The organism is Spirillospora sp. NPDC048824 (genome assembly GCF_043198455.1).
In the GTDB taxonomy this organism is placed as follows: domain Bacteria; phylum Actinomycetota; class Actinomycetes; order Streptosporangiales; family Streptosporangiaceae; genus Spirillospora.
On the sequence record NZ_JBICUS010000010.1, the window covers coordinates 86,256 to 100,650 of the forward strand.

The window sequence follows — 14,395 nt, forward strand, 5'->3', positions numbered from 1 at the left end:
GGCACCTGGGGCGCTCGGCGTACCCGGTCCACCGCTCATCCCGGAACCGCCGGGACCGCCATGGCCGCCGGGCTGATTCGGCGCGGCGGGAAGGTGGGGGCCGCCCGGGGCGCCGCGAAGGCCGGAGTCCGCGGGGATGGCGGGGCCGGGGGCCGTCGGCGGGGCACCGGAGCCGGCGCCGGGGCCGCTCAAGGGGCCGGGGGCCCCCGGCCCGCCGGGGACGGCGTGGCCGCCCATGAAGCCCGGGCTTTGAAGGTTGTCCGGCGGTCCGGCCGGTGTCACCTGCGCGCCGGCATCGCCCGGCACGCCGGGGAAGCCCGCGGCGGACTCGCGGTGGACTCCCGGATGGCCGGGGTCGTCAGAGTCGCCGGGACGGGGGACCTGCTGCCCGCCCGGCCTCTGCGACCCGGGTTCCGGTCGGGGCTGGCTTGGATTACTCACGCGACCTCATCAACAGGGGACAGCTGATCGATGCCGAGGGCAGGGGATCGCTCCCCAGCGTTGCCACGACTCGTGTGCCGTCCGAAGGGTACTGTGCGGGCTGGTGAGCGGGGGGAGCATGTGCACGTCGAAGCTACCTCCTGGCTGGTCACGCCCCCGCCGGACGTTGCGGTCGGCGGGATCCTCCTTGTTCGTCTACCGCTCGGGGCCTTGCTCCCCGTGGCCGAGGACGTACGACATCGCCAGATGATTCCAAGCGCAACTTTGACACACTTCCACCACATACACCCTGAATTCGCCGTATTCGCGGTCCATCTCTGCCAGCTCGGCGGCGTCCTTCACGCGCCCCGCGTAGCGTCCCGACTCATCCCCGTATACGTAGGTGACGTGGGTCAAGGGTTCATGACGGCAGACGGAGCAGGGCCCGCCCGGCGGGCCGGGACAGGTCGCCACTTGCCAGGACGGGCCGGTCTACGTATCGTGTCGATGTATCGAGCCGATACATTAGCTCGATACATCGGATCGAGACATCGGCTCTGCTGAGGAGTGACCGGATGGCGGCCAGGAAGGGCGCGGGCGTACTTGAGCTCGCCGTGCTCGGCCTGCTGCACGAGTATCCGATGCACGGCTACGAACTGCGCAAGCGGCTCAACGCCCTGCTCGGCATGTTCCGCGCGTTCTCCTACGGCTCCCTCTATCCGTGCCTCAAGCAGCTCCTGGCCAGCGGGCTGATCATGGAGGACCGGCCGGAGGAACCGAACACGGCGCTGGCGTTGCAGAGCCGCCGGTCGAAGATCGTTTACAAGCTCACCGCCGATGGCAAGGAACGCCTCCAGGAACTGCTGACCGAGGCCGGTCCGGCGTCGTGGGAGGACGAGGGGTTCGGCGTGCACTTCGCCTTCTTCTCGCACACCCGCGCCGACGTCCGGCTGCGGATCCTCGAAGGCCGGCGCAGCCGGCTCGAGGAGCGCCTGGAGGGTTTCCGGGCGGCCCTGGCGCGCACTCGCGAAAGGGTCGACTCCTACACCCTGGAGCTGCAGAACCACGGGCTGGAGTCCGTCGAACGCGAGGTCAGATGGCTCAACGAGCTCATCGGCCGAGAGCGGGCCGAGCAGGCCGAGCAGGAACAGCAAGCCAAGCAGGAACAGCAAACCAGGTCTTCAGAAACCACACAGGACATGCCTCGGGAGAACGACCGCTGAGCGGTGGCACCGGGGTCGGGTGAAGAAACACCACATGTTCCACAAGAGAGAAGGAGCAACAGGATGGGTTCGGTGCGCGTAGCCATCGTTGGTGTGGGCAACTGCGCCTCTTCGCTCGTCCAGGGTGTCGAGTTCTATAAGGACGCGGCCCCCGAGACGCGAGTCCCCGGCCTGATGCACGTCCAGTTCGGCGAGTACCACGTGGGTGACGTCGAGTTCGTCGCGGCATTCGACGTGGATGCCAAGAAGGTCGGGATGGACCTGTCCGAGGCCATCCACGCGAGCGAGAACAACACGATCAAGTTCGCCGACGTCCCGCCGACCGGCGTGACCGTCCAGCGCGGCCCGACCTACGACGGTCTCGGCGAGTACTACCTGGACATGGTCGAGGAGTCGGACGCGAAGCCGGTCGACGTGGTGCAGGCGCTGAAGGACGCCGAGGTGGACGTCCTGGTGTCGTATCTGCCGGTGGGGTCGGAGGACGCCGACCGCTTCTACGCCCAGTGCGCGATCGACGCCAAGGTCGCGTTCGTGAACGCGCTGCCGGTGTTCATCGCCACCGACCCCGAGTGGGCCCAGAAGTTCACCGACGCGGGCGTCCCGATCGTCGGTGACGACATCAAGTCGCAGGTCGGCGCGACCATCACGCACCGCGTGATGGCCCGGCTGTTCGAGGACCGCGGCGTTGAGCTGCTGCGCACCTACCAGCTCAACTTCGGCGGCAACATGGACTTCATGAACATGCTGGAGCGCAAGCGCCTCCAGTCCAAGAAGATCTCTAAGACGCAGTCGGTGACCTCGCAGATCCCGCACGAGATGGCGAAGGCGGACGTGCACATCGGCCCGTCCGACCACGTGCCGTGGCTGGACGACCGCAAGTGGGCCTACGTCCGGCTGGAGGGCAGGTCGTTCGGTGACACGCCCCTCAACCTGGAGTACAAGCTGGAGGTCTGGGACTCCCCGAACTCCGCCGGCGTGATCATCGACGCGGTGCGCGCCGCGAAGATCGCGAAGGACCGCGGCATCGGCGGCCCGATCCTGTCGGCGTCCTCCTACTTCATGAAGTCGCCGCCGGAGCAGTACACCGACGACCAGGCGCACGAGGCCGTGGAGAGCTTCATCCGCGGCGACGTCGACCGCTGAGCCGTCGACTGAGCGCCAGCGAAGGAGCGGCTCTGCCCGGGGGGTCTGGGGGGTCGTCCCCCCAGCGGCGGCTCGACCGCTGAGAGTCTGATCACAAACTCCCGGGGACGCCCTGGCAGTGGACATTCCACTGTCAGGGCGTCCTTACTTTTGTAGAGAAAACGGTGATGTACCGGCCCCTCGTCACGCTCCGGCCCTACTGTGACACCGCCGGTGACTACGGCCACGTTCCGAGTCTTCGAGGTGAGAACCTGATGGCACGCGAGATGTTCAAGGTGACGGTGGGGCTGACGGGGCTCGTGCTCGGCCTTGCGGGGTGCGCCGGGGGAGGTGACGACGCGTCCGCGGCGGGCAGTCCCCGCGACGGCGGGACGCTGAAGATCGTCGGCTCGTCCGACGTCGAGCACCTCGACCCCACGTCCGTGGCCAGCGTCGGCGCATACGGGCTCGCCCGCACGTTCGCGCGGACGCTGTTCGGGACGCGGGCGTCAAACGACTTCCAGGAGACGATCCCCGTCCGGCCCGACGTGGCCGCGCGGATCCCGACCCGGGAGAACGGCGACGTCGACAAGGACCGCAGCACGTACACGGTGCGGCTGCGCGACGGCGTCCAGTGGAACACCGACCCGCCGCGTCCGGTGACCGCGCACGACTTCGTCCGCGGCTTCGAGCGGCTGTGCAACCCGGCGTCGCCGTCCGCCGGCAAGGGGTACTTCGTCTCCACGCTCAAGGGCATGGAGGAGTTCTGCGCGGGCTTCGGCTCCGTGGACGCCAAGGACGCCGAGGCGATGGCGGCCTACCAGCGCGACCACGAGATCGAGGGTGTCCGCGCGAAGGACGACCGGACGCTCGTCTTCGAACTGAAGCAGCCCGCGAGCGACTTCCTCCATCTGCTCTCGCTGCCGTACACGGCCGCCGCGCCGAAGGAGTACGACACGTACATCCCGGACTCGGCGGAGTTGAGGCAGAACACGATCTCGAACGGCCCGTACCGGATCAGCGAGTACCGTCCCGGCATGTCGTACCTGCTCACCCATAATCCGGCATGGCGGCAGAACAGCGACCCCCTCCGCGAACGGCATGTGGAGAAGATCCAGGTCACGCTCGGGCAGGACTCACCGGAGACCGTGCAGCAGCAGATCGAGCAGGGCGTCGCCGATCTCGCCTGGGACCAGCCGGTCCCGACGTCCGCGATCCCCCGGCTGCGCGACGATCCCAGGTTCGCGATCAGGGACACCCCGAGCAACAGCCCGTACCTGGTGTTCAACACGCTCAGCCCGAGCAACGGCGGCGCGCTGGGCGAACGCGAGGTCCGGCAGGCGCTGGAGTACGCCGTGGACCGCAGCGCCCTCATCAAGCTCGTCGGCGGCCCGTCGGTGGCCAAGCCGCTGCACACGGTCATCCCGCCCGGCAACTCCGGCCACGCGCCCGCCAATCACTACCCGACGCCCGGCGAATCCGGCGACCCCGCCAAATGCCGGGAACTACTCGCCAAGACCGGCCACACCGACCTCACGCTGCGGTTCCCCTACCGCACCAACAGCGTCCACAAGCTCATCGCCCAGTCCATCGCCGAGAACCTCGACGCCTGCGGCGTGAAGACCGAACTCAGCGCCGACTCCGGCGGCTCCTTCTACGCCGGCACGATCTCCACGCCCGCGAACGCCCGCGAAGGCAAATGGGACATCGCCGCCCCCGGCTGGACACCCGACTGGTACGGCAACAACGGCCGCTCGATCATCCAGCCGCTGTTCGACGGCCGCACCTACGGGCAGAACTCCACCAACTACGGCGGTTACGACAACCCGGAAGTCAACGCCCTCATCGACGCGGCCCTCACCGCATCCGACCCGTCCCGCGCCGCCGGCTACTGGCAGCAGGCCGACCAGAAGATCATGCAGGACGCGGCGATCATTCCGCTGCTCGACCGCGCCCACACGATCTTCCACTCGTCCCGCGTCCGCAACGCCTACTTCCTCCCCACCACCGCCGGCTACGACTACACGCGCGTTTATTTGCAGTGATTCTTAGGGTCGGCGCGGGGCCGGGGTGCGGGCTGGGGTCGCTGACACGGGTTCAAACGCGAAGCCCTCGGGCCCGGGGGCTGGCGTGGGCGGAAGCGGCTCTTCTTGGGCAAGGGAGCACATATGGTGATCTGATGCGTTCTGGCGAGTTGCGGGAGATCCTGCGTGGGCGGGATTTTCGGCGGCTCTATGCGACGCGGCTGGCCTCGCAGTTGACCGACGGTGTCTTTCAGGTGGCCCTGGCCGGTTACGTGTTCTTCTCCCCCGAGCGGCAGACGACGGCGGGCAAGGCCGCGGCGGCGTTCGCGGTGACGTTGCTGCCGTATTCGGTGCTCGGTCCGTTCGCCGGGGTGTTCATCGACCGGTGGCGACGGCGGCAGATCCTGGTGTGGACGCCGGTAGTGCGGGCCGTGCTGGTGCTCCTTGTCGCGGGGCTGGTCGTGGCCGGGCAGGACGGGGCGGGCTTCTTCCTCGGCGTGCTGGTCGTGCTCGGCGTCAACCGGTTCTTTCTCTCGGCGCTGTCGGCGGCGCTTCCCCTCGTGGTTCGACGCGATCAACTGGTCACCGCCAACGCGTTCTCGGTCACGTCCGGGACCGTCATCGCGTTCGCCGGCGGCGGGATCGGCTATCTGCTGCGGCTGCTGTTCGGCGGCGGGCACGACGGGACGGCGCTGATCCTCCTGGCGGCGGCGGCCCTGTTCCTGCTGGCGGGCTCGATCGCGACCCTGCTGCCGAAGGGGCTGCTGGGGCCGCACCCGTCCGAGGACGCCGTGGCGGGGCTGGTGAAGGCGGAGGCCCCGAGGCTGGTCGAGGCGCTCCGTACCGTCGTGGACGGCCTGGTGGACGGGGCGCGGCACATCGCACAGCGTCCGCATGCGGCGCTGGCGCTCGGCGCCATCTCGTTCCACCGGTTCCTGTACGGCATCGTCCTGATCATGACGCTGCTGCTGTGCCGGAACCACTTCGCGGACGGTCCCGACGAGGGCCTGCGGACGTTCGCGGTGATGCTCGGCGTGTCCGGCGCCGGCTACTTCGCCGCGGCGCTGATCACGCCGGCGGTGGTGCGGCGGATCAGCAAGCAGGCGTGGGTGGCGTGGCTGCTGGCCGGGGCGGCGCTCAGCCTGCTCGTGCTGGGGACGCCGTTCACCGAACGCGCCTGGGCGGCGGCGGCGTTCGCGCTGGGCGTCGTGTCGCAGGGCGTGAAGCTGTGCGTCGACACGACCTTGCAGGAGTCGATCGACGACGCCTACCGGGGCCGGGTGTTCGCCGTCTACGACATGCTGTTCAACGCGTTGTTCGCGGCGGCCGCCGCTGCCGCCGCGACCTGGCTGCCGGTCGACGGACGCGCCGGCCTCACCCTTCTCATGGTCATCGCCGCGTACGCCGGGGGCGCGGTCGCCTACCGGTCGGCCGCCGCCCGCAGGCCCGCCCACGCCCTCCGCTAGAGGGCCGCTAGAGGGATTCGGCGATGGCGTGGAGGGCGGCGGCGATGTGCAGAACCTCATCGTCCGTGCAGACGTAGGGCGGCATCGTGTAGATCAGCTTGCCGAACGGGCGCAGCCAGACGCCGTGCGCCATCGCGATCTCCTGCACGGACGGGACGTCGACCGGCTCCCGCGCCTCGACCACGCCGATCGCGCCGAGGACACGGACGTCGGCGACGCCGGGGAGGTCCGCGGCGTCGTCCAGTTCGCTGGTGAGGATCGCCTCGATGGTGTCCACTTCGTCCCGCCAGTCGCGCGACATCAGGAGGTCGACGGACGCGGCGGCGACGGCGGCCGCGAGGGGATTGGCCATGTAGGTCGGGCCGTGCATGAGGGCGCCCGCTTCGCCCGATGTGATGCCGTGGGCGACGCGGTCGGTGCACATGGTGGCGGCCATGCTCAGGTAGCCGCCGGTCAGGGCCTTGCCGAGGCACATGATGTCCGGGGTGATCTCGGCGTGGTCGCAGCCCCACAGCTCACCCGTCCGGCCGAACCCGGTCGCGATCTCGTCCAGGACGAGGAGGAGGCCGTGCTCGTCGGCGATGTCGCGGAGGGCGCGCAGGTACTCGGGGGCGTAGAAGCGCATGCCGCCCGCCCCCTGGACGACCGGCTCCACGATGATCGCGGCCAGTTCGCCCGCGTGCTCGGCGGCCAGCCGGGACAGCTCGTCCAGGTACGCCCGGTCGGGTTCGGCGGAGTAGCCGAGCGGTGGCGGCGGCGCGAACACGTGCTTCGCGAGGACGTCGGTGAACAGGTGGTGCATGCCGTTCACCGGGTCGCAGACCGCCATGTCCCCGAACGTGTCGCCGTGGTAGCCGCCGCGGACGGTGAGCAGCCGGTGCCGTTCCGGCCGTCCCCGCGACCGCCAGTACTGCAGCGCCATCTTGATCGCGACCTCGACCGCGACGGATCCGGAGTCGGCGAAGAACACCTTCGTCAGCGGCTCCGGGGTGATTTCGACGAGCCGCTCGGCCAGCCGGACGGCGGGCGGGTGGGTGAGCCCGCCGAACATGACGTGCGCCATCTTGCCGAGCTGCCCGGTGACGGCCGCGTTCAGCTTCGGATGGTTGTAGCCGTGCACGGCCGCCCACCACGACGACATCCCGTCGATCAGCTCGGTGCCGTCCGCCAGCGTCAGCCGGACGCCGTCCGCCGACACGACCGGCAGGGCCGGCGCCGACGCGGGAACCGGCGCGTACGGGTGCCAGATGTGCTCCCGGTCGAACTCCAGCATCCGCTCGGTCTCACGCGGGCTCATCCGCCCGAGCTGAAGCGGGATCATTCGGCGCGCCCCTCCTCGGGGAGGATGCCTTCGGCGGCGGCCCAGCGGCGCAGCTCGTCCGCTGCGGCGTCCTTGCCGATGATGCCGCGGTCGAGCCGCACGTCGAGCAGGAACCGGTACGCCCTGCCGACGAGCGGGCCGGGCGTGATGCCGAGAATGTCCTGGATCTCGTTCCCGTCGATCTCGGGGCGCATGGAGGCCAGCTCCTCCTCCTGCGCCAGCCGCTCGATGCGCGCCTCCAGGTCGTCATAGGTGCGGCGCAGCCGGTCGGCCTTGCGCTTGTTGCGCGTGGTGCAGTCGGCCCGGGTCAGCTTGTGCAGGCGGGAGAGCAGCGGGCCGGCGTCGCGGACGTACCGGCGGACGGCCGAGTCGGTCCACTCGCCGGTGCCGTAGCCGTGGAACCGCAGATGCAGCTCGACCAGCCGGGACACGTCGGCGATGACGTCCTTGGGATAGCGCAGCGCGACCAGCCGCTTGCGCGTCATCTTCGCGCCGACGACCTCGTGGTGGTGGAAGGAGACCCGTCCGCCCGGCTCGAACCGGCGCGTGCGCGGCTTGCCGATGTCGTGCAGGAGGGCGGCGAGCCGCAGGACGAGGTCGGGCCCCTCCTCTTCCTGGGCGATGGCCTGCTCCAGGACGATCAGCGAGTGCTCGTAGACGTCCTTGTGCCGGTGGTGCTCGTCGATCTCCAGCCGCAGCTTCGGCAGCTCGGGCAGGACCTGCGCGGCGAGGCCCGTCTCCACGAGCAGCGCGAGCCCCTGCCGCGGGTACCGCCCGCAGATCAGTTTGGACAGCTCGTCCCGTACCCGCTCCGCCGACACGATCTCGATGCGGCCGGACATGTCCGTCATGGCGCGGACGACGTCCGGTGCGACCGTGAAGCCGAGCTGCGAGGCGAACCGGGCGGCGCGCATCATCCGCAGCGGGTCGTCGCCGAACGAGTCCTCGGGCTTGCCGGGCGTCCGCAGCACCTTGTCCCGCAGGTCGGTGAGCCCGCCGAACGGGTCGACGAACTCGTGCCCGGGCAGCCGCGCCGCCATCGCGTTCACCGCGAAGTCGCGCCGCCGCAGGTCCTCCACCAGGGACGTCCCGTACGAGACGTCGGGCTTGCGCGACTTCGGGTCGTAGGACTCGCTGCGGTAAGTGGTGATCTCCAGCTCGACGCCGTCCTTGCGGAGGCCGACCGTGCCGAACTCGATGCCGATCGTCCAGTGCGCGTCCGCCCAGCCGCGGATGATCTCCAGGGTGCGCTGGGGCGGGGCGTCGGTGGTGAGGTCGACGTCCTTGGTCTCACGGCGCAGCAGCGCGTCCCGGACCGGACCTCCGACCAGCGCCAGCTCGTGACCGGCCGCCGCGAACCGGGTTCCGAGATCGTCGGCGACGGGGGCGATCCGGCGCAGCAGTTCGGCGATCGCGGTGCGCCGCGGCTCAGGGGTCACGTTGTGGTTGGGCACGGCCATCGAGCGTATTTCCTTGATAGACGGGCTGACAAAGGACTTTCCGACGATCAGCGGGGCCCTGCACGGGAGGCCTTGCAGGCCGAAGAAGGACGGGGCCCTTCACATGCCGCGATCCCCGGGTTACGTTCTGGACACTCCGATGACGCCAGCGCGACCGCCGGTGAGCCTCCCGCACGACAACGGTAGCGGGATACCGAAGGGCCACGGCCCGCCGCATGTGCGGCAGAGGCGCATCGTGAAGGTCTTACGTGACGTATGGCGGGGGTTAAACCGGACGTCTCGGGTATGTGGGGATATCCCTCGCAGAATGCGATGCAGGGGGACACAGGGACAACAGTCACGGGGGTGAGCGGGGCGACCCCCGCGGGATGGAGACGATCATGAAGGACGCTCTGACCATCCACCGCGCGCTGCTCGAACGGGAGGCCGTGCACGAGATCGTGCGACTGCCCATCGCGCTCACCACCGCGGACGAACTCCCCCGGGCCCTCGGCCTTCCGCCCGGACGGTGCCTGGTGACGCGCGTCTACTCCTGCGACGGCGGCTACCCGGGCCGCCGCTTCCTCACCGGCGTGATCGTCCCGGCGGGTGAACGCCCGTCCATGGAGGCGGTACGGCGCGCCGTCGGGGCCAAGGCCGTCCACCCGGCCCACGCCGACCTCGTCAACGCCGTCACCGAATACGCGGCGGGCCTCGTCTGCCCGTTGCTCCTACCGGACGACATGCCCCTGCTGATCGATCAGCGCGTCATGGACACACTCCCGGCCGACGACGTCGTCTACACGGCGACCGGCGAAGCGTCCACCGCCCTGGGCATCAGAGGCCGGACCCTCTACTCCCTCTCCCACGCCGAACCGGCAGACCTCTCCACCCCGGCCTCCACCCCGGCCGCGACCGCCCACGCCCCCCGGCACCCGGTCCCCTGACCCTGCCACCACCGCGCGAAACCAGGCTCAACCGGTGAGAAATGCCATGAGCACCCCGATGCCATAAACTCGCCGGTGTGGTGCGGGACATCTATGCCCGCCGTCCGGAGGCGGCCAGGTCCGTTGCCGCTGCGGCTCCTGCAGTCGGTGCGGCGCTGGGCGCGCCCTGCGCGGATTCGGCGTGAGAAGAGTCAAACGTGCGGTCGCGCTGGCCGCTCTACTCCCCTGCGTCGCGTTGGCGACACCACCGGCCCTGATGCCGTCGGCCGGCGCGCACGTCGAGAAGCGGGCCCCGGTGGGCCTCGCGGTCACGAAGGTCACCCCGAAGACCGTGCACGCGGGCTCGAAGATCCAGATCTCGGGCGTGGCGAAGAACCGCTCTGACCAGCGGTTGGACGGGCTCACGATGAGGTTGCGCTACAGCGCGCAGCCGGTCGTCAGCCGCAGCCAGCTCGACCAGTACGCGTCCGGCCGGCCGCAGCTGATGCCCAATATCGGCCCGCAGCAGCGGCTCACGGGCATCGCGGCACCCGGCGCGACGCAGAACTGGGGGTTCAAGACCAGCACCAAGGAGCTGCGGCTGCGCGCGCCCGGAGGCACGCCGGGCGTCTACCCGGTGGGTGTCGAGGTTCTGAACTCGGCGCAGCAGGTGGTCGGCGGGCTGACCACGTTCGTGACGTTCATGCCGAAGGACCCGCAATTCAAGCCGGTGGCGATCAGCTGGGTGTGGCCGCTGATGGACCGGATGCACCGGACGAACGACCGGACGTTCTTCGACGACCGGCTCTCCAAGGACATGTCGCCCGACGGGCGGCTCGGCGCGCTCGTCGAGGCGGCCGCCGCGACCGACACGCCGGTCACGTGGGGGATCGACCCGGCTCTTCTGGACGACGCGCAGCGGATGGCGTCCGGCGACTACACCGTGGACCCGTTCGGCGCGAAGAAGGGCACGCGCAAGGAGAAGAGCACGGTCGCGGCGGCGTGGCTGGCGTCGTTGAAGGAGGCCGTCAAGGACGACCCCTACTTCACCGTCCCGTACGCCGACCCGGACGTCGTCGCGCTCGTCCGCCACAAGATGCCGCGCGACATCGGTGTCGCGTTCGACGACCGGAACACCGGTGTCGCGACCAAGGCCCTCGGGCGGGCGGCGAACTCGCATGTCGCGTGGCCGCCGTACGGTGCGGCGGGGCCGGGGACGCTCGAACAGCTCGCCAAGCACGAGCTGAAGGACGGCGGAACGTTCCTGATGAGCAGTTCGCAGTTCCAGAACCCGCCGCAGGGATCGCTGCCGAACGCCACCACGACGATCCCGACGCGGCAGGGCAAGAAGAACGCCCTGCTGTACGACGCCGGGATCAACAAGATCGTCAGCGAGGGTTCGGACTCCGCCGGCGGGGCGCTGCTGACCGAGCAGCGTTTCCTCGCCGAGACGGCGATGATCGCGGCGGAGGCGCCGAACGTGCAGCGCACCCTGGTCGTCGCACCCGACCGGAACTGGGACCCGGCGCCCGGCCTCGCCGAGGACCTGCTCGATTACACCGCTGACGCGGACTGGCTGCGCGAGCTGCCGCTGAGCAAGATCGAGTCCGCCGAACCGCAGCCGAGGGTGTTCAACGGCTACCCCGACGCCTACGAGCGGCACGAGCTCGGTGACGCGCATCTGGAGCAGCTACGGGCCATCACCCGCCGGGCCGCGACGTTCCAGTCCGTGATGACGGGCCAGGTCAACATCTCCTACGAGCGCGCCCTGCTGCGCCTGGAGTCGGTGGCGTGGCGGGCGTCGCCCAGCCAGGCCAAGCGGGCCCGCAACGAACTCGCCGATCAGCTCGAAGCGGACATGAACCAGGTCCGCATCGTCACCACCAAGAACAAACGGGTACTGATGGGGGGCAGCACGGGCAAGCTGCCGGTACTCGTGGAGAACACCCTGAGTAACCAGTCGGTGAAGGTCCGGCTCGTCGCGACGTCCGAGAACACCGCGAAGCTGCAGCTCGGTCAGCTGGACCCGGAGGAGGCGGTCATCGAGCTGCGGCCCGGGGAGCGGGCGCAGCGCTGGATTCCGGCGCAGGCCGCGGGCAACGGCAACTTCCGTGTGCAGCTGGACCTGATGATCCCGGGCTCGGGCGGCAGGACGCTCGGCGACGGCGAGACCATCACCGTCGTCACCACCGGGTACGGGCGCATCGCCTTGCTCATCACGGGCGGCGGACTTGCCGTACTCTTCGTGGGCGTCGGAGTGCGGGCCATCAGAGCAAGGCGCCGCCGGAATTCGGAGGCAGCCGGTGACGGGTCGACCGGAACGGGACCAGCAGGGACCGCAGAACAGGGAAACGGGTTCCCCGGCACGTTCGCAGGGCCCGGGGTTCCCGCCTCCGCCGAATTCCCCGGGACACCCGGGGCAGGGCTATCCGGCACAGGGCCATCCGGCACAGGGCCATCCGGCACAGGGCGGCCCCCAGGGACAGGGATATCCCCAGGGCCCGCCGCCCCAGGGCCCGCCGCCGCAGGGGTATCCGGCGCGGGCGCCGCAGAACCCGGGGACGGGATACCCGACCCCGCCGCCGGCGGGAACTCCGCCGGGCACGGGAAACACGCCGCCGGCAACGGGGAACGTCGCGGCCGAGACGGCGATTGACCTTCCCGTCCCCGGCGGGAAGCCGCCCGCGGGTGAGACGGTCGTCGACACGCTCCCCGGCGAGCAGCCAGGTGAGGCGGGCGGCGGCGGCAGGGAAGCGGGCGGCGGCGTCCTGCGGTCCGGCGCGATCATGGCGGTGGGCACCCTCGCGTCCCGCGTCACCGGGTTCCTGCGGACGGCGGTCATCGTCGCCGCGCTCGGCACCGGATTGCTCGCCAACGCCTACAACACCGCCAACACCGTCCCCAACCAGATCTACGACCTGCTGCTCGGCGGCATCCTCGTCAGCGTCATCGTCCCGCTGCTGGTGCGGGCCAAGCAGCGCGACCGCGCCTACGGCGAGCGGTACGAACAGCGGGTGTTCACCCTCGCGGTGATCGGCCTCGGCGTGCTGACCGTGGTCGCCGTGCTGTGCGCGCCGCTGTTCATCGACGTGCTGGCGGGCAGCTTCACCGGCGACCAGCGGGCCGTCGCGGTCCTGTTCGCGCGGTTCTTCCTGCCTCAGCTGTTCTTCTACGGCGTCGGCGCGTTCGCCGGGGCCATCCTCAACACGCGAGGCAGCTTCGGCGCACCGATGTGGGCGCCGGTGCTGAACAACCTCGTGGTGATCGGCGTCGGCGGCGCGTTCCTGGCGATCACGGCCGGCGCGGTCGACCCGTCCGGCATCTCCGACGGCCAGATGCTGCTGCTGTCCATCGGCACCACCGGCGGGATCGTGCTGCAGACGATCGCGCTGTGGCCGTCCCTGCGCCGGGTCGGGTTCCGGTGGCGGCCCCGCCTGGACTTCCAGCGCGGAGAGCTCGGCGAGGTCGGCCGGATGGCCGGCTGGACGCTGGTGTACGTCATGGCCACGCAGGCCTCGCTCGCCGTGGTGACCGCGCTGTCGAACCGTGCCGGCAACCTCGCCGTGGACGAGGGCATCGGCCAGGGCTACGGCTACACGCCGTACTTCAACGCCTACCAGCTCTTCCAGCTGCCCTACGCGATCGTCGGGGTCTCGGTGATCACCGCGCTGCTGCCGCGGATGAGCCGGTTCGCCGCCGAGGGCAAGACCGCCGACGTGCGCGCCGCGTTCTCCAGCGGACTGCGGCTGTCCTCGGTGATCATCATGCCGGCGGCGGCGCTGATGCTGGTGCTCGGCCCGGAGATCACCACGGTGCTGTTCGCGCACGGCAACACCTCCGCCGAGGACGCCCTGGTCATCGCCCGGGTGATGCAGATGTTCGCGATCGCGCTCGTGCCGTTCTCCACCTACCAGCTGATGCTGCGGGTCTTCTACGCGCACGGCGACACCAAGACGCCCGCGCTGGTCGGCATCGTCGTCGTGACGACCAACATCATCATGGCGTTCACCGCCTACAGCGTCCTCGGCGTCAAGTGGATCGTGGTCGGCATCGCCGGCGGGTTCGCGATCACCAACGTGGTCGGCGCCATCACCTGCTGGCTGGTGCTGCGCCGCAAGCTCGGCGGCATCGACGGACGGCGCATCGTCGGCGGGCACCTGAAGCTGCTCGTCGCCATCTGGCCGCTGGTCGGGTTCGCCTACGCCGCGCAGCGGGTCGCCGACGCCGTCGGCGACACCACCACGATGCTCCCGGCGCTGGTCACACTGGTCGTCGGCTCCGCCGGCGGCGGCCTGCTGTACCTGCTGTTCGCCAGGCTGATGCGGGTGGACGAGGTCCAGACGGCGATCGCCACGTTCGCCCGCAAACTCCCCGGCCGCTGACCCGCGACCGGAAAGCCGCGCAAAGTAAAAAGGACGCGCGGCGATAAGGCGGGCCACTTGTGCGAGTAGCCA

Annotated in this window: 10 protein-coding genes; 7 read left to right on the top strand and 3 right to left on the bottom strand. The window is 70.1% G+C overall.

The features are described 5' to 3' along the window. Positions 1-636 precede the first annotated feature (636 nt). Positions 637-894: a DUF5318 family protein gene (locus ACGFIS_RS21120; RefSeq protein ID WP_392903788.1), complete on the bottom strand. Its 258-nt coding sequence runs from the start codon at positions 892-894 to the stop codon at positions 637-639. Positions 895-995: 101 nt separating this feature from the next. Here ACGFIS_RS21120 and ACGFIS_RS21125 point away from each other — a divergent pair, with 101 nt between their 5' ends. The 4 genes from ACGFIS_RS21125 to ACGFIS_RS21140 all read left to right on the top strand — a co-directional run bounded on the left by ACGFIS_RS21125 (position 996) and on the right by ACGFIS_RS21140 (position 6,255). Continuing rightward, positions 996-1,643, top strand: coding sequence for a helix-turn-helix transcriptional regulator (locus tag ACGFIS_RS21125; protein ID WP_392903786.1), 648 nt, complete (start codon positions 996-998; stop codon positions 1,641-1,643). A gap of 63 nt (positions 1,644-1,706) precedes the next feature. Further along, positions 1,707-2,786, top strand: a complete 1,080-nt coding sequence (locus tag ACGFIS_RS21130; protein WP_392903783.1) for an inositol-3-phosphate synthase — start codon at positions 1,707-1,709, stop codon at positions 2,784-2,786. A 254-nt stretch (positions 2,787-3,040) separates the two neighbouring features. After that, positions 3,041-4,810 (top strand): ABC transporter substrate-binding protein, encoded by a 1,770-nt coding sequence (locus ACGFIS_RS21135; protein WP_392903780.1) that lies wholly within the window; start codon positions 3,041-3,043, stop codon positions 4,808-4,810. Positions 4,811-4,944: 134 nt separating this feature from the next. After that, entirely contained in the window at positions 4,945-6,255 is a 1,311-nt protein-coding gene (locus ACGFIS_RS21140; RefSeq protein ID WP_392903778.1) for an MFS transporter, read from the top strand. A 7-nt stretch (positions 6,256-6,262) separates the two neighbouring features. Here ACGFIS_RS21140 and ACGFIS_RS21145 read toward each other — a convergent pair whose 3' ends face one another. Further along, complete coding sequence (locus tag ACGFIS_RS21145; protein ID WP_392903776.1) at positions 6,263-7,576, bottom strand: adenosylmethionine--8-amino-7-oxononanoate transaminase; 1,314 nt, start codon at positions 7,574-7,576, stop codon at positions 6,263-6,265. Continuing rightward, positions 7,573-9,036 carry a CCA tRNA nucleotidyltransferase gene (locus ACGFIS_RS21150; RefSeq protein WP_392903773.1) on the bottom strand — a complete coding sequence of 488 codons (1,464 nt, stop codon included), beginning with the start codon at positions 9,034-9,036 and terminating at the stop codon, positions 7,573-7,575. The genes ACGFIS_RS21145 and ACGFIS_RS21150 overlap by 4 nt, the downstream gene beginning before the upstream one ends. 380 nt (positions 9,037-9,416) lie before the next feature. Between ACGFIS_RS21150 and ACGFIS_RS21155 the strand changes: the two genes are divergently transcribed. The 3 genes from ACGFIS_RS21155 (at position 9,417) to murJ (ending at position 14,323) form a co-directional block, all read left to right on the top strand. Beyond that, positions 9,417-9,962: an aminoacyl-tRNA deacylase gene (locus ACGFIS_RS21155; protein ID WP_392903771.1), complete on the top strand. Its 546-nt coding sequence runs from the start codon at positions 9,417-9,419 to the stop codon at positions 9,960-9,962. A 181-nt stretch (positions 9,963-10,143) separates the two neighbouring features. Continuing rightward, positions 10,144-12,597: a DUF6049 family protein gene (locus tag ACGFIS_RS21160; protein ID WP_392972207.1), complete on the top strand. Its 2,454-nt coding sequence runs from the start codon at positions 10,144-10,146 to the stop codon at positions 12,595-12,597. A gap of 112 nt (positions 12,598-12,709) precedes the next feature. Further along, positions 12,710-14,323, top strand: coding sequence for a murein biosynthesis integral membrane protein MurJ (murJ, locus tag ACGFIS_RS21165; protein WP_392972316.1), 1,614 nt, complete (start codon positions 12,710-12,712; stop codon positions 14,321-14,323). Positions 14,324-14,395 lie beyond the last annotated feature (72 nt).